22 protein-coding genes are annotated in these 24,211 nt (G+C 48.9%); 6 read left to right on the top strand and 16 right to left on the bottom strand.

Features of this window, described 5'->3' with window-relative positions:
* The first annotated feature begins 154 nt into the window (after nucleotides 1-154).
* On the top strand, nucleotides 155-859 hold the full coding sequence (locus N3Z11_RS11890; RefSeq protein WP_260657395.1) for a substrate-binding periplasmic protein: 705 nt from the start codon (nucleotides 155-157) through the stop codon (nucleotides 857-859).
* A gap of 81 nt (nucleotides 860-940) precedes the next feature.
* On the opposite strand, the gene N3Z11_RS11885 is transcribed toward N3Z11_RS11890, so the two are convergent.
* The 10 genes from N3Z11_RS11885 to ffh all read right to left on the bottom strand — a co-directional run bounded on the left by N3Z11_RS11885 (nucleotide 941) and on the right by ffh (nucleotide 10,275).
* A complete protein-coding gene (locus tag N3Z11_RS11885; RefSeq protein ID WP_260657394.1) occupies nucleotides 941-2,167 on the bottom strand; it encodes a threonine/serine exporter ThrE family protein in 1,227 nt (408 codons plus the stop codon).
* Nucleotides 2,168-2,417: 250 nt separating this feature from the next.
* The gene (gene rplS / locus N3Z11_RS11880; protein ID WP_260657393.1) at nucleotides 2,418-2,777 is read right to left on the bottom strand and encodes a 50S ribosomal protein L19; all 360 of its coding nucleotides are present in this window, start codon (nucleotides 2,775-2,777) and stop codon (nucleotides 2,418-2,420) included.
* 25 nt (nucleotides 2,778-2,802) lie between these two features.
* The gene (trmD, locus tag N3Z11_RS11875) at nucleotides 2,803-3,555 is read right to left on the bottom strand and encodes a tRNA (guanosine(37)-N1)-methyltransferase TrmD (protein WP_260657455.1); all 753 of its coding nucleotides are present in this window, start codon (nucleotides 3,553-3,555) and stop codon (nucleotides 2,803-2,805) included.
* 17 nt (nucleotides 3,556-3,572) lie between these two features.
* Nucleotides 3,573-4,100 carry a ribosome maturation factor RimM gene (gene rimM / locus N3Z11_RS11870; protein WP_260657392.1) on the bottom strand — a complete coding sequence of 176 codons (528 nt, stop codon included), beginning with the start codon at nucleotides 4,098-4,100 and terminating at the stop codon, nucleotides 3,573-3,575.
* 26 nt (nucleotides 4,101-4,126) lie between these two features.
* Nucleotides 4,127-4,378, bottom strand: a complete 252-nt coding sequence (gene rpsP / locus N3Z11_RS11865) for a 30S ribosomal protein S16 (protein WP_260657391.1) — start codon at nucleotides 4,376-4,378, stop codon at nucleotides 4,127-4,129.
* Nucleotides 4,379-4,522: 144 nt separating this feature from the next.
* Nucleotides 4,523-5,017, bottom strand: coding sequence for an ACT domain-containing protein (locus tag N3Z11_RS11860; protein WP_260657390.1), 495 nt, complete (start codon nucleotides 5,015-5,017; stop codon nucleotides 4,523-4,525).
* Nucleotides 5,018-5,148: 131 nt separating this feature from the next.
* On the bottom strand, nucleotides 5,149-5,871 hold the full coding sequence (locus N3Z11_RS11855) for a hypothetical protein (protein WP_260657389.1): 723 nt from the start codon (nucleotides 5,869-5,871) through the stop codon (nucleotides 5,149-5,151).
* A 72-nt stretch (nucleotides 5,872-5,943) separates the two neighbouring features.
* The gene (locus N3Z11_RS11850; RefSeq protein WP_260657388.1) at nucleotides 5,944-7,512 is read right to left on the bottom strand and encodes a hypothetical protein; all 1,569 of its coding nucleotides are present in this window, start codon (nucleotides 7,510-7,512) and stop codon (nucleotides 5,944-5,946) included.
* Nucleotides 7,513-7,792: 280 nt separating this feature from the next.
* Nucleotides 7,793-8,743, bottom strand: a complete 951-nt coding sequence (locus tag N3Z11_RS11845) for a GAF domain-containing protein (protein ID WP_260657387.1) — start codon at nucleotides 8,741-8,743, stop codon at nucleotides 7,793-7,795.
* Nucleotides 8,744-8,907: 164 nt separating this feature from the next.
* Complete coding sequence (gene ffh / locus N3Z11_RS11840; protein ID WP_260657386.1) at nucleotides 8,908-10,275, bottom strand: signal recognition particle protein; 1,368 nt, start codon at nucleotides 10,273-10,275, stop codon at nucleotides 8,908-8,910.
* Nucleotides 10,276-10,407: 132 nt separating this feature from the next.
* Between ffh and N3Z11_RS11835 the strand changes: the two genes are divergently transcribed.
* Both N3Z11_RS11835 and N3Z11_RS11830 read left to right on the top strand, forming a co-directional pair.
* Complete coding sequence (locus N3Z11_RS11835) at nucleotides 10,408-11,214, top strand: inner membrane protein YpjD (protein ID WP_260657385.1); 807 nt, start codon at nucleotides 10,408-10,410, stop codon at nucleotides 11,212-11,214.
* 64 nt (nucleotides 11,215-11,278) lie between these two features.
* Nucleotides 11,279-12,550: an HlyC/CorC family transporter gene (locus N3Z11_RS11830; RefSeq protein ID WP_260657384.1), complete on the top strand. Its 1,272-nt coding sequence runs from the start codon at nucleotides 11,279-11,281 to the stop codon at nucleotides 12,548-12,550.
* 418 nt (nucleotides 12,551-12,968) lie between these two features.
* Here the strand turns inward: N3Z11_RS11830 and gshA are convergent, their stop codons facing one another.
* Together gshA and N3Z11_RS11820 are read right to left on the bottom strand one after the other, a co-directional pair.
* Nucleotides 12,969-14,576, bottom strand: a complete 1,608-nt coding sequence (gene gshA, locus N3Z11_RS11825; RefSeq protein WP_260657383.1) for a glutamate--cysteine ligase — start codon at nucleotides 14,574-14,576, stop codon at nucleotides 12,969-12,971.
* An 82-nt stretch (nucleotides 14,577-14,658) separates the two neighbouring features.
* Nucleotides 14,659-15,102 carry a CBS domain-containing protein gene (locus tag N3Z11_RS11820; protein ID WP_260657382.1) on the bottom strand — a complete coding sequence of 148 codons (444 nt, stop codon included), beginning with the start codon at nucleotides 15,100-15,102 and terminating at the stop codon, nucleotides 14,659-14,661.
* A gap of 87 nt (nucleotides 15,103-15,189) precedes the next feature.
* Between N3Z11_RS11820 and N3Z11_RS11815 the strand changes: the two genes are divergently transcribed.
* Nucleotides 15,190-16,734, top strand: coding sequence for a methyl-accepting chemotaxis protein (locus N3Z11_RS11815; RefSeq protein ID WP_260657381.1), 1,545 nt, complete (start codon nucleotides 15,190-15,192; stop codon nucleotides 16,732-16,734).
* A gap of 112 nt (nucleotides 16,735-16,846) precedes the next feature.
* The gene (locus tag N3Z11_RS11810; RefSeq protein ID WP_260657380.1) at nucleotides 16,847-17,242 is read left to right on the top strand and encodes a DUF4124 domain-containing protein; all 396 of its coding nucleotides are present in this window, start codon (nucleotides 16,847-16,849) and stop codon (nucleotides 17,240-17,242) included.
* Nucleotides 17,243-17,359: 117 nt separating this feature from the next.
* Here N3Z11_RS11810 and clpB read toward each other — a convergent pair whose 3' ends face one another.
* The 3 genes from clpB to rluD form a co-directional block, all read right to left on the bottom strand.
* On the bottom strand, nucleotides 17,360-19,945 hold the full coding sequence (clpB, locus tag N3Z11_RS11805) for an ATP-dependent chaperone ClpB (protein WP_260657379.1): 2,586 nt from the start codon (nucleotides 19,943-19,945) through the stop codon (nucleotides 17,360-17,362).
* A 110-nt stretch (nucleotides 19,946-20,055) separates the two neighbouring features.
* Entirely contained in the window at nucleotides 20,056-20,799 is a 744-nt protein-coding gene (gene yfiH, locus N3Z11_RS11800; RefSeq protein WP_260657378.1) for a purine nucleoside phosphorylase YfiH, read from the bottom strand.
* A complete protein-coding gene (rluD, locus tag N3Z11_RS11795; protein WP_260657377.1) occupies nucleotides 20,799-21,773 on the bottom strand; it encodes a 23S rRNA pseudouridine(1911/1915/1917) synthase RluD in 975 nt (324 codons plus the stop codon). The genes yfiH and rluD overlap by 1 nt, the downstream gene beginning before the upstream one ends.
* Before the next feature lie 125 nt (nucleotides 21,774-21,898).
* Here rluD and N3Z11_RS11790 point away from each other — a divergent pair, with 125 nt between their 5' ends.
* On the top strand, nucleotides 21,899-22,666 hold the full coding sequence (locus N3Z11_RS11790) for an outer membrane protein assembly factor BamD (RefSeq protein ID WP_260657376.1): 768 nt from the start codon (nucleotides 21,899-21,901) through the stop codon (nucleotides 22,664-22,666).
* 176 nt (nucleotides 22,667-22,842) lie between these two features.
* Here N3Z11_RS11790 and radA read toward each other — a convergent pair whose 3' ends face one another.
* Nucleotides 22,843-24,210: a DNA repair protein RadA gene (radA, locus tag N3Z11_RS11785; protein WP_260657375.1), complete on the bottom strand. Its 1,368-nt coding sequence runs from the start codon at nucleotides 24,208-24,210 to the stop codon at nucleotides 22,843-22,845.
* Between the last annotated feature and the right edge of the window lies 1 nt (nucleotide 24,211).

The following is a 24,211-nucleotide window of genomic DNA, read 5'->3' as shown; positions in this document are numbered from 1 at the left end:
CGACAGGAAAACAAAAAGAATGCCAACAAAGTTTGCAGCCATTGCTGAAGATGGGTAGAGTAAATTCAGTCTGACTTTGGGAGTGCAGTGCATTTTGGCAGGCAAAATTATAAAAATAATTCAGTCTCTGGTATTGGCAGCTCCCTGGATGGTCATGGCGGCCAATCAACCCATTCGTATCCTGACCGAACATTTACCCCCTTATCAGATAGCAAACGGCACTGATGTCAGCGGTTTTGCCACTGAGGTGGTACGCAAAACATTTGCCGGCGCAGGCATCCCTTATGAAATTGAAGTACAAAGCTGGAGTCGCGCTTATCAGCTGGCGTTGCGCCAGCCTAACCTGTGTATTTATTCCATCTCAAAAAGCGCTGAACGCACGCCGTTGTTTCATTGGATAGGCGCCATTTCTTATAACCACACGTCCATTTATTCACTAAAAAGCCGCACTGATATCAAGCTGGCGACACTACAAGATGCCAAAAAATATGTCACAGCCGTCACCCGCGATGACATTACCCATCATTATCTGGTGAAGAATGGTTTTACCGAAGGTAAGGAACTGTATTTACTGGAAAATGTAACAATGATGCTGAATGTGCTGCAAGGAAGGCAGGATATTGATTTAGTGGTGATTAATGACACCATCTTAAAATACCGGGCACAAGAGTCTGGCATTGAAATTGATAGCCTGAAAAAACAACTGGATTTACCTGAGCTACCGCTCGATTTTCACCTCGCCTGTAGCCTGAAAACCGATCCGGTATTGGTGAGCAGACTGAAACTGAGCCTGCAGCAACTGAAAAACAATGGCGAATTTGCCGGCATCGTCAAAGGCTGGTCGGAGCGTTTTGAATAGCGTCACCAGCCCTTGATTGCCGCCCTCTTTTCACTGCAGCTGCCAGTCGGCACACTAAGGCTGACCGGCAACACCACAACACTACAAACTTTTCTTCGGTGGCAATGCCACATTGGCAAAAATAAAGCCGGCCACCAGCGACATAAAAATCAGGAAGGTTTGTTGCCCCAACTGCTCCACCGGCGCCATTTGTTCCCCTGAAATAAAAGAATTCAGGCCGATATAAGTTTTACTGCCAGGTACCAGCACTATCATGCCCTGCAAAGCGACAATACTGGCGGGTGCGTTCATTAACCGGGTAAAAATATTGCCATACACCCCAACCGCAAAAGCCCCCACAAAAGCGCCGAGCGCCAGGCCTAAATAAACACCGCCAATCAAACTGGCACCAAAAGCAATAAAGCCGGATGCGATACCCCAGAGTGCATGTTTTTTCCGTGCCCGAAATACCACCACCAGACTGCCGCACAAGGTCGCTATGGCCAGCCAGGCCGTCCAGTCTGGCACTGCAGTGATTGGCTGATAAGCCACCTCACCAAAACACAAACGCCCTAACGCCATGCCCAAAAAAGCGCCAAAATACAGCTTAAACAGCAGCATCACTGCATCCATAATACGGGCAGTGCCCGACACCAGATGGCGTGCCGCAAGCTCAGCCAGACCAAGCGTCAGCGCAAGGCCCGGAATAAACACAATAATGGCCGACAACACCACCAGCGGCACCTGAATGCTGGCATCAAGGTAAGCGGCAATAGCTGTGGCCGCAAAAGCCGATACCATAGCCACCAGCGGCTCAAGCATATTGGTGACCCGCCGGCTTTTTTCCGCCCAGAGCACAAAGAGATACACCAGAAAACTCAGCAAGGTTGCCCAAAACACATCATGCCAGCTGGCTTTCATCAGCATGGCAAAAGCACCACCGGCGGCACCAAAAGCTAAAAAAGTAAAAATACGGGAATAAGGGTTCGGCATAGCAGCAATTTCATTGAGCCTGGCTGTGGCCTGCTCCAGGGTGAGGCTGCCATTGGATACCGCATCCACAATTTCATCGGTACGCGATAAAGAGCCAAGATCAAGCTCACCCGGCATCACCCGCGCCACATGAGTGTATTCGTTTTCTTCGCCTGGCTGCCAAATGACAAAAGTAAGTACCGTAGGCGTAATGGCAAAAGCCGCACCTATACCCAGAAACTCTGCGACATTTAACAAATGCACTTCCAGCCGGTAAGCCGGCGTGCCGAACTTATGCAACATTTTGCCAAGCTTGACAATAAAACGGCGTTTTTCAATAAAACTGGCTGAGTGCACAACAACATCCTTTTGGCGGGAAACTGTGGCAATTGTAGTTCGGCTTTGCGGCAGAAAAAAGATCTGATGAAAAAGATTAAGTTATTGTAGAAATTGGGGAATTTTTGAGTTTATGCCAAAAGCTATTGGATTGGGGCAATCATAAAAAGGCGATCACTGCCCTATTCAGCATGGCATTCGGACTTGCGCCATGAACAAGGGTTCGAGTCGCAGGCAAAAAAAAGGCTGCCATAAGGCAGCCTTTAAGTGCTTAGTTAAGCTTTTCGCGGATACGCGCTGATTTACCTGAACGATCGCGTAAGTAGTAAAGCTTGGCACGGCGTACGGCACCACGACGTTTCAGCGTGATGCTGTCAATCATTGGGCTGTGCGTTTGGAATACACGCTCAACACCTTCACCGTTCGAAATTTTACGAACTGTGAAAGAAGAGTGTAAACCACGGTTACGCTTGGCGATAACAACGCCTTCGTAAGCCTGCAGACGAGTTTTATCGCCTTCTTTAACTTTAACCTGAACTACCACAGTATCACCTGGGCCGAAAGCTGGAACGTCGGTTTTCAGCTGTTCGTTTTCAAGTTCTTTGATGATGTTTTGGCTAACTTTGCTCATAACAATCTCACTTTACCTGGATAAACTATCGTTGCTGCAACGCCTGGTGTTCCTGTTGGAACTCTTCCAGAAGTTTGCGTTGCTCCTTAGTCAGAGCCAGGACATTTAACAATTCTGGTCGCCGAAGCCAGGTTCTCCCAAGAGACTGCTTCAGACGCCAGCGTCTGATGTTTTCATGGTGTCCGCTGAGTAATACAGCAGGAACCTGTTTGCCGTCTAACACTTCTGGTCTGGTATAGTGCGGACAATCCAGCAATCCGGAGGCAAACGAGTCCTCAACTGCGGATAAATCATGCCCCAGTACACCTGGTACCAGTCGCGATACCGCATCAATCAGCGTCATCGCAGGCAATTCGCCCCCACTCAGCACGTAATCGCCGATTGACCATTCTTCGTCAATTTCCGACTCTATTACGCGTTCATCAATTCCTTCGTAACGGCCAGCTACTAACAGCAGCTTCGAATAAGTCGCAAGTTTGGCTACGCCTGCCTGATCTAACTTCCGGCCTTGCGGCGAAAGGTAAATGGTATGAACGTCTCCACCTGCAGCAGCTTTAGCGGCGCGAATCGCGTCGGTTAAAGGCTGCACCATCATCAACATACCAGGGCCGCCGCCAAAAGGTCTGTCGTCTACAGTGTTATGTTTATCCGAGGTAAAATCCCTTGGATTCCAGCACTGTACGTCGATCAACCCGTTTTTGACTGCCCGGCTGGTCACACCGAACTTTGTCACAGCATCGAACATCTGCGGAAATAAGGTAATCACCCCAAACCACAATTTTGGCTGTTCGGCCATTAAAATTCAGGATCCCAGTCAACAATGATCCGACTTTGCGCTGTGTCCACCGCTTTAATGACAGAGTCAGTTAAAAACGGTAACAAACGCTCTTTCTGACCAAATGCATCATTCCGGTTGGCCTTCACCACAATAACGTCGTTTGAGCCTGTTTCCATCATGTCCACTACTTCACCCAAGTCGTAGCCGGCTTCGGTTATTACTTTCATCCCCATCAGGTCTTTCCAGTAATAATCACCGTCTTCAAGCTTTGGTAATGCAGCGGGCGTCACTGCTATGTCAGCATTAACATAGAGTTGCGCCTGATCACGGTCATTCACGCCTTCCAGCTTGGCAATTAAGCCGTTGCTGTGACGCTTCCAACTGCTGATCTGCACTGGTCGCCAGTTACCCTGTAATTGAATTTGCCAGGGTGTGTAATCAAAAATCCCTTCCGGGATATCTGTGTAGGAGTTTACTTTTAGCCACCCGTTGATACCGTAAACAGCACCAAACTTACCTAAGACAACTAAATCTTTACCGTTCAAGGTTTAAACTCCAACCAGTTTGCTAATTAAGCAGAAGCTTTTTTAGCTGCTTTTACCAGTGAAGCCACGCGATCACTTAAAGCAGCACCTTGTGCTACCCAGTGGTCTACGCGGTCCAGGTCGATACGCGCTTTCTCTTCAGTACCGCTGGCGATTGGGTTAAAGAAACCCACGCGCTCAATAAAGCGGCCATCACGAGCAAAACGGCTGTCTGCGACCACAACTTGGTAAAATGGACGCTTTTTCGCGCCACCACGTTGTAAACGAATAGTTACCATACCGTCCTCTAAATCAATCGTTCAGGTTTTATTGAAATAAAAATCCCTGCAGTCAAACCACAGGGACGCCGAATTGTACGGATTTTTAGCATGAATGCAAGGTATTTCACGGCTTTGCCCAGATTTCGCCCTGAGCAAAAGCCGTTAGTTGTGGCGCTCTCGCTTTACAAATCCGATGTTTTGTAAAATGGCAACAGCCTGTTCCAGATGCTGCTGTTGCACAAAAACATAATCGCGGCTAAAAGCCGACACCAGTAAAATATCAAGGCCAACCGCTGTCATGGCGCTACTGATCTTCTGCAAAAAACCAACACAATAAAACGGATTGGCACAATTAATCACCAAAAGACGCCATTGGTCCTGGTTCTGCTGTTTAATGGTTAAATCAGCAAGACCGGCCGCTGTCGTCACCACAGTAATTTCTTTGTCATCATGGCAAACCAACCGATGCATAGCCGGCGTTTTCACCTCGAGCGCATTTACATAATAAAAAATCTCAGGTTCAACAAAAAAATCGCTGTCACGAATCACACTTTCTGTAGTTTGTGGGATCACTTCGATGTCCTTATCCGGCTGCTCGGTATCTGCTGCGGAGAAATTACTGACCAATGCAAGGAGCTGCCGCAGCAGCCATGGCATAAGCCGCCACTGGGGCGGCTTAAGACAAATTTAAACTCAATCGCTGAATTGAACGCAAGGCTAAGGTGCAAACGACCGCCAAAACCCGATAACAATGACACTGTGTCCGGGTTTTGTAACAGCGGCCAGTTTTATTGGCTGGCACCATCATCGGCCAGCATTTGTGTCTGGTTAAAGTCCTGCAGGACGCCCATCTGTTGTTGTTGCAGGATCAATTGACGCGACCGTGTTGCCGCTCTGTAACCATCTGCAGAATCTGCACTCGGAGCCTGATAACTGACAGACTGCCACCAGGGCTGGCTGCTCAACTCGCCAAAAATCTGCGGCCATTTGCTCTCATCCTGCAACTCAAGCTGCAGCAGACACAAATCAGCCCTACAATCGAGTTGTTGCAGGCTCAGTGCGGGTTGTGCCGCGAAAAAATCCGCCAGTTGCTGCTGATAATCCATGGCGGCCATCTCCCCGCCCTGGTGTTGTTGATGATTTTCCAACAGCTGCGAAAATTCGCTTTGTTCAAGCTGAAGGATCAGTTCTGTTACTGCAGGTAACTCACTGGCCACCTGACTGCTATAGGCACTGAGCGATATTTCAGGTTGGGATCTTTCCACAATGCTGTATTGCTCTGCCTGCTGAACTTTGTTTTGTGAGGCCGGCTGCGGGCGGAACTGCAGGCTGCGCTGCATCGCAGGTTCGGCACTTGTTATATCTGCCGTACTGTTATTTTCACAAGCAGGTTGAGTGTTTTGTGCTGCAACTTCCAGAACTCTGGGCGAGGATGCGGCCAGTTGGCTGGCAATTAAATAACCGCTGGCAAAAGCGAATAATAAAGTGGCAATAAGTACAAAGTTTTTCATTTTCTCTTCCCTGAGTGCTAAAAAATCTGAAAAAACAGGCGAAGTCTGCACTTCGCCTGTCCAATGACCTTGTTAGTTTTTACTCCAGAGTCCGGCAAAACGATGTACACCTTCACCATCAATACCGGCCACCACGTCTGTCAGATAACCCTGACCACTAAAGTCATTAAAAGAAGTCTGGAACTGTGCTGAAGTTTGACCGTGACGCGCCACCCAGCTATTTACCGGCGCCTGGGCAAAAACTGCGGTGTAATTCACGTTACCGCCATGCACATAAGCATTCAGGTAAATCGGCCGGCGTCCTGCATCCCATTCACTGGTGACTTTAGCCTGATAAGCCGCGGCACTGAGTTGTGAACTGACAGTCCAGCCACCCACATTCTGCTGATTATATAAAGTGGTGTAACGACGCTCCCCACCAGAAGACACCACAGAAATGTTCACCGGACGCATATTTAAGGTTTTGGCCTGTTCCATCACATCCAGATGTTGTTGGTAGGTCAGGCCGTGTCTTGCCAAAAACGCCATGGCCTTTTTCTCAAAAATCACGCTGTAGCGGGTGCCACTACCGGTTTGATGAGAATCGACCTGTACAGGCACATATCCATCATCCATAGCGTCATTAAACACTGTTTGATAAGAGGCTCCAGACTGACCAAAATAGCCGCGCCATGCCAGATTGGCGGGTTTCCACACCATGTTATAAAAGGTGCTGCCGTTCACGGTATAACCATCAAACCAGGCCGGCTTAAAGCCTGAGTCTGCCAGATGGCTAAACCAGCCCTGCATGGCAACAGACGCCATGCCATGGCGCACATACTGGCTACCTACAGTGCGGGGGGCCCAAATCAACTGTGAACCGCCAGGAATAGTGCTGCCGGCAAAACGGGTCCAGACCGGATAAGGTTTGCTGTCATCCGGCACCGCAGCCATACCGCGGTTAAAGGTGATGAGCTGGCCCACGCCGCTACTGTCCTGCAAATGCACATGCAAATGTGGCCCGGTGGAATTACCGCTGTTACCAACACGGCCCAGGTACTGGCCTTTACTAATCACTGCTTGCTGAGCTTCTGGCACAGCCACATACTTCATCTCGCTGTTATTGCCAATTGGCGCCGGATAAGCCACGTCGTCATGGGGGCACAACGCAGAGCTGATAGTGCCAGGGATCATATGGGCATATAACATCCGGGTGCCGTCGTCGTGTTCAATCCACAACATATTGCCACCACCTGGCATCAGGCCGTTTTTCAGATTGCTGTGTAGCCAGGGTTTGGTAGTTTCTGAATCACCGGACAGTTTTGGCCTTGGGTTTTGTGGTGCGTTACGCCAGCAGCCCACCACTTTACCGGCCCGCATCGCATAAATGGATTTGTTGTAAATGGTAAATTTGTCATTGGTTGGCGCTGCGTTGTAATCCGCCAGCGTCGTATTGACTGAAGTCCAGCGGCTATTGTCAAAATCATAACGCCGTGCCCCCATATCAAAACCATGTTTTTGTGACGTGTTCTGGGCGTGGTCAAAAGTATGCACTTTTTCATGATCACCAAAGTTTTGTCCTTTAAATGGCAGATCATAAGTTGCAGCTTGCAGTTGAGCGCTGATGGCCGTCAGGGTCAGAGCCAGAGTGAGTAGTTTCATGCTTGCCTCCTTGTTGCATTTAGTGATGTTCACAACTCGCAGTCAGGATATAAATTCCACCAAAGCAAAACTGCTCAGAAAGTGCTCTGAAACTGCTCGGTTTTTACAAATTGCACATGGGCGTATGCTGGTTCAGCAGCGGGAGACCGATGAAATATACTTATTTTTCTTATAGATGGGTTCTGATGATATAAAATGAGAGCTGGCTTGGCTCAAAAGCTTTGTAGCCGGTATAGAAAAAATAAGGCCGGCATCAAGCCAGCCTTATTGTTGATTTGTTTTAATGATGTCTTGCCTGGAGCTCCAGCTGCCAAAGCTGCTCACCAAGATAAGCGACAGCCTGCGCCTGGTAACGGCGGAAAGTACTAAATCCCATATGATATTTATCGGCAAGCTGCAATTGCCCCTGACGTTTGTCAATATACCTGTCGCTGATAATGGCGGCCCAAAGTGCAGTGGCTTCTTTTTGCTGCATCTGCGTCAGCAAGTGTGAAAGCTGCTGACGGATGTTTTCAGCCTGAACGGTCTGCAAAGCCGTGAAGTTCTGATGCCGAGCACAGCGGTGCTGCTGAAACAAGGCGCTGCTCTGCAGTAAGCTACTCTGCCAGTTCGCTGGCTGATAAAAGTGTTTTAGCAGCTGCTGCACCAGTTCCATAAACTGCGACTGGCTGCACCAGCCCGTGTTCAGGCTTTGGCTATGATTCACTTTGGCGCTGCGCGGCATAAAACGCCACTGCATTTTGGCTTTGGCAGATAAATCAGCCAGCCTCGGTGCCAGCATGGCAGCGACAACTTCCACAAAATACTGATGCTCACTGCTAAAAAAACCCGCCTGGGGATGTTCAGCATCAATCACCCCCAGCAATTCACCCTGATAGGTTAAGGGCACGGACAACTCAGATAACCTGGGCGCATCATCTACCACATAATGGCCAAAGCTTGCGGTATCGGCGATACACAAACTGCTTTGTTTTAATGCCGCTGTGCCCACCACTCCCTGACCAAGCTCAAGCTGCAGTGGTTCAAGCACACCTTGTGTCTGGCAAAACTTAGCACCGGCAGCAGCCACCTGTTGTAGCCGTTGTTCCGGGTTTTGCAGGTAAATGACATTGTCGGGCAATTGCAAAGCCTGCACTATCAGGCTGCTGACTTGCTGACAAATACCAACAATATCGGTTAGCGGGTCAATACGACGGCCAATTTCGCTTAGAAACGCCAGTGGAGTTGCCATGGTTCACCTCATCCTTAAGAGTGCCCCGGCAGCATACGCCGCAAGAATGGGTTAGCAAAGCCGCAGTAACGCTAATTGTTGTGAGATATTGCTGACAGCTGCAAACAGCAGCAGGCAATAAAAAACCGGCTGTATTGAGCCGGTTTTTCCTATAAAACAATCAGTTAACGCGGCGGCAGCATGCCCGGGGGTAACTTACCGCCAAGGCCACGCATCATTTTCATTAAGCCGCCTTTACCACTCATTTGTTTCATCATTTTTTGCATCTGGGTGAACTGTTTCAGCAGCTGATTAACATCCTGCACCTGAGTGCCTGAACCTGATGCAATACGCTTTTTGCGAGAGCCTTTAATTAAATCCGGGAACTGGCGCTCTTTGGGTGTCATCGAATTAATGATGGCTTCCATTTTGACAAACTGTTTGTTGTTCATCTGGTCTTTGGCACCGGCTGGAAGGTTTTTCATACCAGGCAGTTTGTCCAGCATCGACATCATGCCGCCCATATTGCGCATCTGCACCAGTTGATCTCGAAAATCTTCCAGGCTAAAACCCTGGCCTTTCATCACCTTAGCTGCAACCTTGGCCGCCTGCTCGCGGTCAACTTTTTGCTCCAGCTCTTCAATCAGGCTGAGCACATCGCCCATACCCAGAATACGAGACGCAATACGGTCTGGATGGAATGGCTCTAAGGCGTCAGTTTTTTCGCCCATACCAATAAACTTAATTGGTTTACCGGTAATATGACGGATAGACAGGGCTGCACCACCGCGGGCGTCACCGTCCGCTTTGGTTAAAATTACACCGGTCAGTGGCAGCGCTTCATTAAAGGCTTTAGCGGTATTAGCAGCGTCCTGGCCTGTCATGGCGTCCACTACAAACAGGGTTTCAATTGGATTAATCGCCGCATGTAATGCTTTGATTTCATCCATCATTTCACCATCAACGTGCAAACGGCCGGCGGTATCTACCAATAAAACATCGTAAAAACCCAGTTTAGCCTGAGCAATAGCGGCGCTGACGATAGCTACCGGCTTCTGGCTGATATCACTTGGGAAAAATTCCACGCCAACATCTTTGGCCAAAGTTTCCAGCTGTTTAATAGCGGCAGGACGATACACGTCGGCCGACACCACCATCACTTTTTTCTTTTTACGTTCTTTTAAAAACTTAGCCAGTTTGCCCACAGAGGTGGTTTTACCTGCACCTTGCAAACCCGCCATCAGCACCACGGCCGGCGGCTGGCTGTTTAACGCCAGTTCTTCGTTGGCATCGCCCATGGCTTCTTCCAACGCCTTGCGGACAATTTTTAAAAACTCCTGTCCGGGCGTTAAACTTTTGCTGACCTCAAGGCCAACCGAACGTTCTTTCACCTGATTGACAAAATCCCGCACCACAGGCAAAGCAACGTCGGCTTCGAGCAGCGCCATCCGCACTTCACGCAGGGTTTCTTTGATATTGTCTTCGGTCAGGCGACCGCGGCCACTGATATTTTTCAGCGTGCGGGTTAAACGATCGGACAGGTTTTCAAACATGTTTTTTTACCACGAATGTCAAAATGGCGGTGATTATAACCGAGGAACAGCGCGCCGTCAGCCGTCGGCTCTGTCATTATTGCAAAGCTTGCAATACAATAGGTTTTTGCGCTTTAAACCGGAATTATTCGCATGTCGCTCGCGCTGTTACCTCTGCTGGCTTTTTTCTGTTACCTGATTGCAACTGTGGCTGTTGCACAGCGTTTGTATCACCCGCAAGGCCCCAACTTAAAGCTGGTTTTTTCTGCAGCTATAACGGGCATAGTGCTGCATATGCTGGGCTTAAGTGAGGCGATGTTTGGCAGCGATGGCCAGAATTTCAGCTTACTGAATGTCAGTTCTCTGGTGTGCTGGCTCATTACCTTATCTTTTACTGTCACCGCACTTCGCACTCCGATCGCCTTGTTATTACCTATTGTTTTTGGTTTTGCCGCGCTGGTTCAGCTGGCGGTGGCCATTCTGCCAGCTGGTGCTCAGGTACAACATTTTGAACAAAACACCTGGCTGCTGCTGCATGTGATAGTGGCTTTTATTGCGTATGTGATGCTGATTATGGCCACTTTATATTCGCTGCAGGTCAGTTATATCAGTCAGCGTTTAAAGCAAAAAACACCACTGCAAACCGGCGCTGTGTTCCCTCCTTTGATGCAGGCCGAACAGCTGTTATTCCGGCTGTTGCTGGCCGGTACTGTATTGCTGGGGCTCACGCTGCTCAGCGGCGCTATTTTTACCGCCGACTGGTTTGCAAAACACAATATCCACAAAAATATGCTGAGTCTGCTCGCATTTGCGTTGTTTTCGCTGTTGTTAATTGGTCATGCCCGGCTTGGCTGGCGCGGCAGAGTGGCTAACGCTTTAACCATCAGCGCCAGCTTATTGTTAACCCTGGCCTATTTTGGCAGCCGTTTTGTGCGTGAAATCCTGCTGCAACGTTTGTAAATCTTGACTCAAAAGCCGCTTTGGCATATTAAATAGGCCTTAGCGGTTATATAGGTTATCTCTCTTGGACGACATATCAACCAGCACCTTGTTTATCATCCTTGGTGTTCTGGTGTTTTGTTCTGCATATTTTTCTGCCACTGAAACAAGCATGATGTCGGTAAATCCCTACCGGCTAAAGCATTTGGCTAATGAAAATCATCCCGGAGCTAAACGTACTGCGGCCTTGCTGGCCAGACGCGACCGCTTGATAGGTTTGATTCTGGTGGGCAATAATCTGGTAAATATTGCCGCTTCAGCTATTGCCACCATTCTTGGTATGCGTCTTTATGGTGATTTAGGTATTGCCATAGCCACAGTATTTTTAACTCTGGTGATCCTGATTTTTGGCGAAGTTACCCCCAAAACGCTGGCTGCTTTGCATCCGGAACGAGTTGCCTTCCCAAGTTCACTACTGTTAAACCCATTGATGAAACTGCTCTACCCTCTGGTCTGGTTACTGAACTGGGTTTGCAATAACTTCCTGAAAATTTTTGGCATCAGTGCTGAACATCATCATGGTCACAGTTTAAGCAGTGAAGAGCTGCGCACCGTAGTGCACGAGGCTGGCGCCTTGTTGCCGGAACAGCATCAGAACATGCTGGTGGGTGTGCTGGATCTTGAAAATGCCACTGTCGAAGACATTATGATCCCACGTAATGAACTGGCCGGCATCGACATTAATGACGAATGGAAAGACATTATCCGCCAGCTGGCCAACACCCAGCACAGCCGTATTTTGTTGTATCGTGACAGTATTGATGATGCTATCGGCTTTTTGCATACCCGCGACGTAATGCGCCTGGTGCTTAAAGATCAGCTTACCAAAGCCACTTTATTACGCTCAGTCAATGACATTTATTTTATTCCTGAAGGCACACCGCTCAATACCCAACTGGTGAAGTTTCAGAATTCTAAAGAGCGTATTGGTTTGGTGGTCGACGAATACGGTGATATTCAGGGTTTGGTGACACTGGAAGATATTCTGGAAGAAGTGGTTGGCGAATTTACCACCCACATTGCCGAGCAAAACAGTGAAGAAATTCAGCCACAGCCCGATGGTTCATTTCTGGTCGACGGCGGTATTAACCTGCGCGATCTGAATCGGGAAATGCAGTTAAATCTGCCAACCGATGGTCCGAAAACATTGAATGGACTTGTACTGGAATACCTGGAAGAAATCCCGCAAGCCAACCTGAGTCTGAAGCTGCTGGGCTATCCACTAGAAATAGTGGAAGTGCAGGACAATATGATTAAATCGGTGCGAATCTTCCCTCATCTGAAAAAAGGCAGCTAAATGCCGGAGCAGCATGGCTTAGCCCTGTTCAAGAAAAAATAATTTCACATACAAAACAAATAGATAGGTTAAAATCAGCGCGTAAAACTAAAAAAAACAGAAAATATTTTAAACTTGCTGAACTTTCATCACGACTCAGCTTCTAACTTAGCGAATGGATTCAACCAAGTTTTTGTTTTCATCCCTGGATTCTCCTATCCTTAGTTTTACGGCCACTTCAGTGGCCGTTTTTTTTGCCTGCTTTTTATAGTGAACCTAGAACCCTGCAGCTATCTTGTGATGATGTAGCTTCATGCTGATGGATGCACAGCTTCTGGCTGCGACATAAAGCAAAGGTTTTAAACTTCGATATTGCAGACAAAAAAATAGCAGGGTGAGAACCCTGCTATCTGCTATCAAACGGTGCTTTAAAGTTGTATTAACTTTGGCTGTTGCCCTGACAAAGCTGCGCGGGATCTTCAATAAAATACTGCTGCAGATAATCGTCAAAACTTATTTTATCCTGTTGTTCTATCTGCTGTTGCTGCGCTAAAGACAGAGCGGCCATCTTCACAAAATCGGCTTCCTGATAAAACTGATAGTCACCGCTTAATAACTGCTGCCGGTATTGCTCTGACAACTGCAGACTTATCACACTATTGTCATGCTGTGCCGCAACAAGCTGATTCAGCACTTTACCGGAGAAGGTTTGTGCCGGATCGAGCAGGCTTAAATAAAACTGTTTTAACACCGCCTGGTAACGCTCGCCGCCCTGAACCTCGTCAAAAAGCTGTGCCAGCGGCATTAAAGCGGCAAATATTTCTTCGGCCCAATCCTGCATTAATCTTGGGGTGTCGCCATCCAGCAGTTCCAGATTTAATCTGCGACCATCGGTGACCACCTTACGCAGGTTATTATCAACCCGCAGTTGTTCTTCAGCTGACATGGCAGGACTTTGTTCCAATAAGCAGTAGAGCAGGAACAAATCAAGGAAACGCATCTGCTCAGCGGTGATGCCCACAGCACTAAAAGGGTTCACGTCCAAAGCCCGTACTTCAATATACTCAACACCACGTTTAGCCAGAGCACAGGTTGGGCGCTCGCCACTTTGGGTGGTGCGTTTGGGTCTGATAGTGGAATAAAACTCGTTCTCTATCTGCAAAATATTGGCATTGAGCTGCTGATATTCACCTTCAACCTTCACGCCAATATTCTGATATTCATCTGATGGTGTGCTGATCGCTTGCTGCAAACCCTGAATATATTCGGGCAAGCTGTTGTAACTGACATTGAGCGCCGACTGCGCACTGTTGGTATAACCTAAGTCACTCATCCGCAAACTGGTGGCGTATGGCAAATACAAACTGCCTTTACCCAGTTTCTGGAATGGATATTTGCTATCCCTGCCCTGCAAAAATGATTTACACATGGCCGGCGAAGCACCAAACAGATAAACAATCAGCCAGACATATCTTTTGTAATTGCGGATTAGACCCAGATACTGCGCCGAAATAAACTCCTGCAGTGGCTCAGTGTTGCCAAGGCTTTGCTGATAACCCTGCCAGAATTCTTCCGGCAGCGAAAAATTAAAATGCACACCACTGATAGCCTGCATCATACTGCCGTAACGGTTTTTCAGACCTTTACGGTACAAAGTTTTCATCCGGCCCACATTAGAGCTACCGTAATAAGCCAGCCTGATCTCATCCTGATGTTCAATAAAACACGGCATGCTACCAGAACCTAAGCGCTCTTCGGCGAGCTGACGGATAGCAAAACGATGAATATCAGTCAGCTGTGCAATAGTGGTTTCGATGTCCTGCTGCGCCGGCGTAATAAACTCAAGCAAAGACTCGGAAAAGTCCGTGGTGATTAAAGGATGGGTTAATGCAGAGCCCAGCGCCGGCGGATGATCGGTTTGTGCTAAGCGGCCATCCGGCTTGATACGTAAGGTTTCACGTTCAATACCCCGACGGATACCTTTGAGGGTATTTTTCCAGGGCGCGGCCTGTAACTTTGCCATTTGTGCTGATAAAAACTGACTCAAGTGTATTCCTTATAAGGATGCTGTCTGCCAATGATTGGGCGTCCCCTACCAAAAAACAAGGGTCACAAAAACGAAAACAAGCTTACTCTTCTTCCTCTGAACGACGCTGCCGTTTTTGTTGCGACTGCACCACCAGGCGCAAAATATCTTTCCAGGACACAATACCGATCAGCCTTTGCTGTTCATCCACCACAGGCAAACAACTGATATTGCGATCCAGTAATAACTTCGCTGCCGCCAGCACAGCACAGTCCTGTGAAACACTGATGACAGGGGTGGTCATCACATGCCGCACTTTGCGACTTTGCAAAAAAAGTTCTGTGGTTTGTTCCGACGCAGCATCCATCACCGGGCTTAAGGTTTTGTAATAATCCTTCACCGACACTATGCCAATAAGACGGTGGAGATTATCAATAACAGGTACATGCTGAAACTTGGCGTCGACAAACAAAGCACGCAAGCTGGCTAATGGTGCATCTTCAGTCGTCACCCTTACCTTTTTTGTCATGATGTCGGCGATAGCCATTTGGCGTTCCTATTTTCTTTAATGCTTAAATAAAACTTTGTAGTAAACTACTGTATCACCGCACTAATTAAAGTCCAAGTCACTGATATGAACCGAAGAAATCAACAACTGATCAACGAAGCTGTCACTTTTAGCCCTGATGTGGAGCTGGTATCTACCACGGACACCAGAGGGGTAATCACTTATGCCAACCCGGCATTTTGTCAGGTTGCCGGCTACAGCGTGGACGAATTAGTAGGTAAAAATCACAATATTGTGCGCCATCCGGATATGCCAAAAGAGGCATTTGCTGACCTTTGGGACTCTCTGAAAAAAAATCAGTCCTGGCGTGGCATGGTCAAAAACCGCTGCAAAGACGGCCGCTATTATTGGGTGGATGCTTTTGTCACCCCTATTTTTGAACAGCATAAACTGGTGGGTTTTCAGTCGGTCAGACGTTGCCCAACCCCTGAACTGATTCGCCGTGCTGAACTCACTTACCAAAAAGTCCGTGCCGGGCAAGCATTAGCCGGCTGGCGTTTTAATCTGTCGCGGCGGCAACTTATTGCATCCGGCCTGATGCTTTCTGTTGTGGCTGCCGGTTGTTATTGGCTGTCGCCCTGGTTTGCACTGGCGCTGTTACTGCCGCTGATTGAGCACAGCTGTTTTTACGATGAGCTACACGTGACACCAAAACATTTAAACGAGCTGCAACGACAGGGGGACTCGGTCAGTCGTTTTGTTTACAGCGGCTTTGGTCCTTTTGGTGTGGCTGATTTTCAAATCAAAATTTTGCAGGCAAAATTAGCCACAGTGCTGGGCCGCACCGGCGATAGCACCTCACAACTGCGCAACATTGCTGACACTCTGGCAGAAGCTGTGGACCAGACCAAAGGTGGTATTTCGAAACAGCAGCAACAGCTACAACTGATTGACCAGGCCAGTCAGGAACTGACGCAAACAGTGGCCGAAATATCGTCCCGCACCGCCCACACCACCACTCAGGTGCAAAGCACACATCAGATTTGTCAGCAGGCACAACAAGCGATGCAACTGACCACCAACACAGTGCAACAACTGGCCAAAGAAGTGGATGGTGCCGCCAGCACGGCCGACAGTCTGGCCGTTGAAGCACAACGTATTGGCGCTGTGATGGCTGAAATTCAGGGCATTGCCGACCAAACCAATTTACTGGCATTAAATGCCGCTATTGAAGCGGCCCGGGCAGGCGAACATGGCCGCGGTTTTGCTGTAGTGGCCGATGAAGTGCGGGCATTATCGTCACGCACCCACAATGCGACTGAACAAATTCAGCTGTCGATTCGAGAAATCCAGCAAACCTTATTAAGCTGGGGCAGCGTGATGGTTCAAAGCCGTCAGCAGGCAGAACATTGTGTGGAACAAAGCCAGCTCAGTGCGCAGCAGGTCAATGATATTGCCGTGATGGTGGATCAGATTGCATCGGCCTCGGCACAAATTGCTACAGCCACTATGCAACAGGATGTAGTGGCGCATCGGGTTGCCAGCCACGTGCAGGATATCACTATGATTGCTGACACCAACAGCAACAACATGGCGGTGGTGGCCGAAAACAGCCATGTGCTGCACGACAAAGCAGCAGAACTGACCAGCCTGGCCAAAACTTTCAGTTAAAGCCTAAAACACAAAGGCTTATGCGCAGACTGAATTTTGCTGGGGCAGAGGCAATTTTGCCAATGTTCGTTACACTTGAAATTCAGTCTGCTGCAATCCGACAGAGGCCTTTATGAAAACAATGTTTTTGCTTTTGATGTCGTTTTGGTTTTGCTGTGATCTTTGGGCGGCAGAACAAGTGATGTACCAGTGGCGTGATAAAAACAACACTTTGCATGTCAGTCAGTTACCACCCCAAGGTGTGGAATACGAAACCGTCGTGATAGGCCCGGCACAGCAAACAGCGGCCATAAAACCACAGAAAAAAACCACCGAAGAGCAGCAGGCAAGAGCGGCCAGCTGCGAAAAAGCCCGCAAAAATCTGAAAATTCTGCAACAGGATTTACCGGTATTTATTGATATGGAAGATGGCAGCAAACAGCAGCTGACCGATGCGCAAATGGATGCACAGCGTACCCTGGCCGAACAACAAATTAATTTATTCTGTGACGATCCGGCAAGCCGTTAAGCAAAACCTGCCCCTGAGCCCTCTCAATTTAAATCACAAAAAAAGAGCTGCATTGCAGCTCTTTTTTATCTGAGAACCAGCACCTGGGGCACTGGTTTTTCACCGGTGGCGACCAGTTTACGCCTGTGCTCTGCTACTGACCACAAAGCGGTCATCGTTCACGTCCACTCTGACCACAGAGTTTGGCAGAATGTCACCTCTGAGCAGCGACTGCGCCAGCGTATTCTCCACATACTGCTGAATGGCTCTTTTCAGCGGACGGGCACCAAATACCGGGTCGAACCCAACAGCAGCAATTTTCTCCAGTGCGGCTTCCGACACTTCCAAAGTCATCTGCCGGTCTGCCAGGCGCTGTGCCAGACGTTTGAGCTGAATACCAGCGATGTTTTTGATCTGTGCATGATCCAGCGGATGGAACACTACAGTTTCATCCACCCGGTTTAAAAACTCAGGTCTGAACTGCTGGCTCAATACGCCCATCAGCATCGCTTTCATCTCATCATAACTTTGCTGGTGGTAATGCTCCTGAATTAAATCAGAGCCCAGGTTGGACGTCATAATGATCACAGTATTTTTAAAATCTACTGTGCGGCCCTGACCATCGGTTAAACGGCCATCATCCAGCACCTGCAGCAAAATGTTAAACACATCCGGATGCGCTTTTTCTACCTCATCGAGCAAAATCACTGAATAAGGGCGACGACGCACCGCTTCGGTTAAATAACCACCTTCTTCATAACCAACATATCCAGGAGGCGCACCAACTAAACGTGACACCGCATGTTTTTCCATAAACTCAGACATATCAATGCGCACCATCGCATCTTCACTGTCAAACAGGAAATGCGCCAGCGCTTTGGTCAGTTCTGTTTTACCTACACCTGTCGGGCCTAAAAATAAAAATGAGCCTATAGGTTTGTTTGGATCGGCAAGGCCGGCACGGGAGCGGCGAATGGCGTTTGACACAGCAAGCACTGCTTCGGTTTGACCTATCACTCGTTGCGCCAGCGACTGCTCCATTTTCAGCAGTTTATCGCGCTCACCTTCCAGCATTTTGCTGACCGGAATGCCGGTTGCCTTGGACAACACCTCAGCAATTTCGGTCTCAGTGACTTTATTGCGTAATAAAGTCATTTCATGCATTTCAGCCTGAGCGGCTAAATCCAGCCGTTTTTCCAGCTCCGGAATACGCTCGTATTTGAGTTGTGACATGCGATTTAAATCACCGGCACGGCGCGCCACTTCCATATCCAGTCTTGCTTGCTCTAAATCGGCTTTAATGCTCTGAGTGCCCTGTAGCGCTGCTTTTTCGGAGCTCCAGACTTCGTCTAACTCGTTGTATTTACTGTCAAGTTCAGCAATCTGTTCCAGAATAAAATCACGGCGTTTTTTACTGGCGTCGTCGGTTTCTTTGGCAAGGGCGTTGTCTTCCAGTTTTAACTGAATAATACGCCGCTCGAGGCGGTCGAGTTCCTCCGGCTTAGAGTCCATTTGCATCCGGATGCTGGACGCTGCTTCGTCAATTAAATCAATGGCTTTATCTGGTAACTGCCGGTCGCTGACATAACGGTGTGACAAAGTTGCCGCTGCCACTATGGCCGGATCGGTAATATCCACACCATGGTGTAACTCGTAGCGCTCTTTTAAGCCGCGCAAAATGGCGATGGTGTCTTCCACTGAAGGTTCTTCCACCAGCACTTTTTGAAAACGCCGCTCCAGCGCCGCGTCTTTTTCAATATATTTGCGGTATTCATCTAAAGTGGTAGCGCCTAAACAGTGCAGTTCACCGCGCGCCAGTGCAGGTTTGAGCATATTGCCGGCATCCATGGCACCATCGGCTTTGCCTGCGCCTACCATGGTATGAATTTCGTCAATAAATAAAATGACCTGGCCTTCTTCTTTGGCAAGCTCCGATAGCACCGCTTTTAAACGCTCTTCAAACTCGCCGCGGTATTTGGCACCGGCCAGCAGCGCGCCTAAATCAAGCGACAATACCCTTTTGTCTTTAAGCCCTTCAGGCACTTCTTTATTGACAATCCGCAGTGCCAGACCTTCCACAATGGCCGTTTTACCTACACCAGGCTCACCAATTAATACCGGGTTATTTTTGGTGCGGCGCTGCAATACCTGCACACAACGGCGAATTTCTTCGTCGCGACCTATCACAGGGTCGAGTTTGCCGGCTTCGGCCCGGGCGGTTAAATCTATGGTGTATTTAGTCAGCGCCTGGCGGGTGTCTTCGGCATTGGCGTCATCCACTTTCTGGCCGCCCCGCAGCTGTTCAATAGCTGCCTCAACGCCCTCTTTCGTGACTGCGAGTTGTTTTAATAAAGCACCGAGCTCACCTTTGTCTTCACAAGCGGCCAGCACAAACAACTCGCTGGAAATAAACTGATCTTTGCGTTTTTGCGCCAGTTTATCACACAGGTTCAAAAGGTTAATGGTGCCGTTTGACAGCTGTAAATTGCCTTCGCTGCCTTCCACCTTGGGCAGGCGCTCTATGGCCTGCGACACTTTTGAGCGCAGCTCGTGCAGGTTGGTGCCAATTTTGTTCAGTAAGTCGCGCACACTGCCGCCATCCTGATTCAGCAAGGCATGCATCAGGTGCACAGGTTCGATAAATTGATGATCACGGCCCAGCGCTAAAGATTGCGCTGTGGCAATGGCTTCCTGAAATTTACTGGTAAAACGTTCTAAGCGCATGAGGTTACTCCATAGTAACAAGCTAGGTTGCAGTTAAGATGGAGGGCGTTTGCTGCATTTTCAAGCAGCAAACGTCAAAAATTTGACTTCCGTCAAAAAAACGCTGAAGTTCAGTTCTGGCTAAGCCAAATCAGACTGGCCATACGGCCGGTTTGACCGTCACGGCGGTAGGAAAAAAACTGCTGTGGTGCACTGACAGTACAATCATTGCCACCATAAATTTGTGTGACGCCGGCCGCTGTTAAACGCTGCCGTGCCAATAAATAAATATCTGCCAAATACTTGCCATGGCCGGTGGGCACAAAAGCTCGGTTAGCAGCTGCATCTTGCTGGAGAAACGCCTGCCGCACCTCAGCCCCCACTTCAAAGGCAGCCGGACCTATAGCAGGCCCAAGCCAAACCATCACCTCAGATGGTTTGGCAAAATGCTGTAACGTCTGTTCGAGCACGCCGTTACACAAGCCACGCCAGCCGGCATGAGCAGCCGCAACCTGTCGCCCTTGTTGATCACAAAACAGCACAGGCAAACAATCGGCTGTCACCACCACACAAACTTTACCGGCAGTCTGAGCAAAAGATGCGTCAGCGTCTGTGACGCCGCCCAGCCAGTTCTCCAGCACCAGCACCTCAGTGCCATGCACCTGATTCAGCCAGACCGGCTCCTCAGGTAAATCCGCCTGCTGTGTTAACAACAAGCGGTTTTGCATCACTGCAGCAATGTCATCCCCAACATGGGTTGCAAGATTCAGACTGGCATAAGCGCCCTGTGACACGCCACCCAAACGGCTGGTGCACAAGGCTTTTACATTGGCAGGTGCCGGCCAGTCCGGATAAATAAACCCAAGTTCATACATTATTGATTGTCCATACCGTGAATGGCGGTGTCTTCACGCAGCGCCAACGTCAGCTCAACCATATCCTGCGGAATTGGCGCATGCCATTCCAGCAGCTCGCCTGTGATTGGGTGCGCTAAACGCAACATAGCGGCATGCAGTGCCTGACGTTTAAAGTTGCGCAATACAGCCAGCAGTTTTTCATCGGCTTTACGCGGAGGACGCGGCCGGCCTGCATACACAGGGTCACCAACCAGCGGGTAGTTAATGTAGGTCATATGCACCCGGATCTGGTGGGTACGGCCGGTTTCCAGCCTTAACCGCAGCCTGGTGTGGTTACGGAATTTTTCCATCACCCGGTAGTGAGTCACGGCTGGTTTGCCACTGGATGTCACAGCCATATGGGTTCTTTTCGTTGGGTGACGACCAATAGGCTCATCCACCATGCCACCTGCTGTCATACAGCCATGAGCAATAGCTTCGTATTCACGGGTAATTTCACGGTGCTGCATCATCTCAACCAGATGGGTTTGCGCCGGAATGGTTTTGGCAACCACCATTAAACCTGTGGTGTCTTTATCAAGACGGTGAATAATACCGGCGCGCGGCACTTCGGCAATGCCCGGGCAATGATGCAGCAGCGCATTTAATAAGGTGCCGTCGTGATTACCAGCGCCAGGATGCACCACCAAACCTGCCGGCTTGTTGATCACCAGAATATGTTCATCTTCATAAACAATATTCAGCTCGATAGGTTCTGCGTCAAAACGCTCGTCTTCCGGCAGCTCCGCATTAATTTCAATATTTTCGCCACCTAATAATTTTTCGCGTGGCACGTCGCAGACACGGCCGTTAACCAGCACCCAGCCAGCCAAAATCCATTCTTTTATTCTTGAACGTGAATAATCAGGGAACATTTCTGCCAGCACCTGATCTAAGCGTTTGCCGTAAAGATGGTCAGGTACAATTTCTGCAAGTTTTATCTGTTTTGTCATGTCGGAACCAGTTATCCTGTGTGCATACCCGAACAGTCTGGGTTAGAATCGGTGTATTGCGTCTATTTTAACGATTTTATGAACGACTAGACAGCCAATCGGCTGAAGTAGTAGTGGATTTTTCAATGAAAGCTAAATTTTTCGTAGTTTTGTGTGTTTCTGCCGCCCTGACCGCCTGTGCTGGCAACAAATCAGAAGAAGTGCTGGTCAATACTAACCAGTCAGCGCAAGCTGCTTATAACGACGCTAAAGAAATTCTCGACTCTGGTTTATACAGCAGAGCCATCGAATTGTTAAAAGCCATGGAAAGCCGTTTTCCCTTTGGTCCTATCGCACGCCAGGTTCAGCTCGATTTAATTTATGCTTACCATGCGTCAGGTGACGTTAAACAATGTCTGGCCAGTATAGACCGCTTTATCCGGTTAAATCCAAATCACCCGGATCTGGATTATGTCTATTACATGCGTGGTTTAACTAACCAGAAAGCCGATGAAAATGCATTTCAGGAGTTTTTTGGCATTGACCGTGCAGACCGCGATATGGCCAGCACCAAACAGGCATTTGAAGACTTTAAAATTCTGACAAGCACCTATCCAAACAGCAAATACGCTGCCGATGGTCAGGCGCGGATGGTCTTTATTAAAGAAAAAATGGCGCGTCATGAGATGCTGGTGGCCGATTATTACAGCCGTCGTGGCGCTCACTTAGCTGCCGCGAACCGCGCTAAATATATCGTTGAATTTTATCGTGATTCATCAAAAGTGCCTGAAGCTTTACAACTGATGATCACAAGCTACGACGCGCTGGGTTTAACCAAACTGCGTGACGACGCCAAAGCAGTGTTAGCGCTGAACTTCCCGCAGGCTGAGATGCCGGAACAAAACACCAACTAACGAAGCTTGGTTCACAAAGCAGCTTTGCGTCTATAAAGCATTAGTGACAAAAAAGGCCGTGATACGGCCTTTTTTATTGCTGCGTTTTTTTTATTGCTGCGTTTTTTATATTGCTGCGTTTTTTATATTGCTGCGTTTTTTACATCGCCGCGCTTGCACAGCCGACAAAATCCGGCCTATAAAGCGTCCAGCGCCTCCGGCAATTTTTGTACGCCAATCACCGTCATACCGGCAATAGGCTCCTTTGGCACATTGGCAAGTGGCACTATTGCGCGTTTAAAACCATGTTTTGCCGCTTCACGCAGCCTCTCCTGACCGCTCGGCACAGGGCGGATTTCACCTGATAAACCCACCTCACCAAAGACCACCAGATCAACCGGCAGCGGTTTATTGCGAAAACTCGACACCAGCGCCAGTAAGGTGGCCAGATCGGCGCCTGTTTCATTGACCTTGACGCCCCCAACGACATTGACAAACACATCCTGATCCGACATCTGAATACCGGCATGGCGGTGCATCACCGCCAGTAACATCGACAAGCGGTTTTGTTCCATCCCCACAGTGACACGGCGTGGGTTATTCAGTGGCGAATAATCCACCAGCCCCTGAATTTCCACTAATAATGGCCGGGTGCCTTCCCACAACACCATCACTAAACTACCGGCCGCTTCATCTTTGCCCCGGTTTAAAAAAATAGCCGAAGGATTTTTTACTTCTTTCATGCCCTGGCCTGTCATGGCAAACACACCCAGTTCGTTGACGGCGCCAAACCGGTTTTTAGTACCGCGCAAAGTGCGGTATCTGTTATCACCATCGCCCTCAAGCATCACAGAACAGTCAATACAGTGTTCCAGCACCTTGGGGCCTGCTAAAGAGCCGTCTTTGGTGACATGACCGACCATAATCACAGCCACATTCTGCTGCTTGGCAAACCGCGTCAAAAAAGCAGCACTTTCACGCACTTGTGACACGCTGCCTGGTGCAGATTGAATGTCCATCATCTGCATCACCTGAATAGAGTCGATGACCATAATGCGGGGTTTTTCCTGCTGCGCCAGCTGACAAATGGTTTCCACCTGAGTTTCTGCCAGCATATTCAGCTGATTGGTGGGCAATCCCAGCCGGTGCGCCCGAAGCGCCACCTGCTGCAAAGATTCTTCGCCTGTGACATAAAGCGCCGGCCCCTGCGCCGCCAGATAACACATAATTTGCAGCAATAGGGTACTTTTACCAGCGCCCGGGCTCCCGCCAATTAAAATGGCAGAACCTGGCACTATACCGCCGCCTAACACCCGGTCAAATTCGGCAAAACCAGAGCTAAACCGCGGTACATCCTGTAAATCCACCTGATCAAGCCGCATCACTTTGGCGACAGTGGCGCCGGCATAACCGCCCCCTAAACTACGGCTGCTTTTGGCGCTGATGGCAGGCATCCGCACTTCGCTGATGGTGTTCCAGGCACCACATTCAGTACACTGTCCCTGCCAGCGTACAAAGTCTGCACCACAATCGTTACAGACGTAAGCGGTCTTTACTTTGGCCATA

Origin of the sequence: Rheinheimera sp. 4Y26, assembly GCF_025245835.1 — a bacterium.
In the GTDB taxonomy this organism is placed as follows: domain Bacteria; phylum Pseudomonadota; class Gammaproteobacteria; order Enterobacterales; family Alteromonadaceae; genus Pararheinheimera.
The sequence above is the reverse complement of the archived record's forward strand: the minus strand, read 5'-3'. Positions and strand labels throughout refer to the sequence as shown.

What these genes read in the sequence shown, in the direction of transcription:
- N3Z11_RS11820 (WP_260657382.1), bottom strand. Translation starts at nt 15,102, where the DNA reads ATGGCTATCGCCGACATCATGACAAAAAAGGTAAGGGTGACGACTGAA.
- N3Z11_RS11810 (WP_260657380.1), top strand. Translation starts at nt 16,847, where the DNA reads ATGAAAACAATGTTTTTGCTTTTGATGTCGTTTTGGTTTTGCTGTGAT.
- N3Z11_RS11815 (WP_260657381.1), top strand. Translation starts at nt 15,190, where the DNA reads ATGAACCGAAGAAATCAACAACTGATCAACGAAGCTGTCACTTTTAGC.
- rluD (WP_260657377.1), bottom strand. Translation starts at nt 21,773, where the DNA reads ATGACAAAACAGATAAAACTTGCAGAAATTGTACCTGACCATCTTTAC.
- yfiH (WP_260657378.1), bottom strand. Translation starts at nt 20,799, where the DNA reads ATGTATGAACTTGGGTTTATTTATCCGGACTGGCCGGCACCTGCCAAT.
- N3Z11_RS11855 (WP_260657389.1), bottom strand. Translation starts at nt 5,871, where the DNA reads ATGAAAAACTTTGTACTTATTGCCACTTTATTATTCGCTTTTGCCAGC.
- N3Z11_RS11850 (WP_260657388.1), bottom strand. Translation starts at nt 7,512, where the DNA reads ATGAAACTACTCACTCTGGCTCTGACCCTGACGGCCATCAGCGCTCAA.
- N3Z11_RS11860 (WP_260657390.1), bottom strand. Translation starts at nt 5,017, where the DNA reads ATGCCATGGCTGCTGCGGCAGCTCCTTGCATTGGTCAGTAATTTCTCC.
- N3Z11_RS11890 (WP_260657395.1), top strand. Translation starts at nt 155, where the DNA reads ATGGCGGCCAATCAACCCATTCGTATCCTGACCGAACATTTACCCCCT.
- clpB (WP_260657379.1), bottom strand. Translation starts at nt 19,945, where the DNA reads ATGCGCTTAGAACGTTTTACCAGTAAATTTCAGGAAGCCATTGCCACA.
- radA (WP_260657375.1), bottom strand. Translation starts at nt 24,210, where the DNA reads ATGGCCAAAGTAAAGACCGCTTACGTCTGTAACGATTGTGGTGCAGAC.
- rpsP (WP_260657391.1), bottom strand. Translation starts at nt 4,378, where the DNA reads ATGGTAACTATTCGTTTACAACGTGGTGGCGCGAAAAAGCGTCCATTT.
- rplS (WP_260657393.1), bottom strand. Translation starts at nt 2,777, where the DNA reads ATGAGCAAAGTTAGCCAAAACATCATCAAAGAACTTGAAAACGAACAG.
- N3Z11_RS11790 (WP_260657376.1), top strand. Translation starts at nt 21,899, where the DNA reads ATGAAAGCTAAATTTTTCGTAGTTTTGTGTGTTTCTGCCGCCCTGACC.
- N3Z11_RS11845 (WP_260657387.1), bottom strand. Translation starts at nt 8,743, where the DNA reads ATGGCAACTCCACTGGCGTTTCTAAGCGAAATTGGCCGTCGTATTGAC.
- ffh (WP_260657386.1), bottom strand. Translation starts at nt 10,275, where the DNA reads ATGTTTGAAAACCTGTCCGATCGTTTAACCCGCACGCTGAAAAATATC.
- N3Z11_RS11835 (WP_260657385.1), top strand. Translation starts at nt 10,408, where the DNA reads ATGTCGCTCGCGCTGTTACCTCTGCTGGCTTTTTTCTGTTACCTGATT.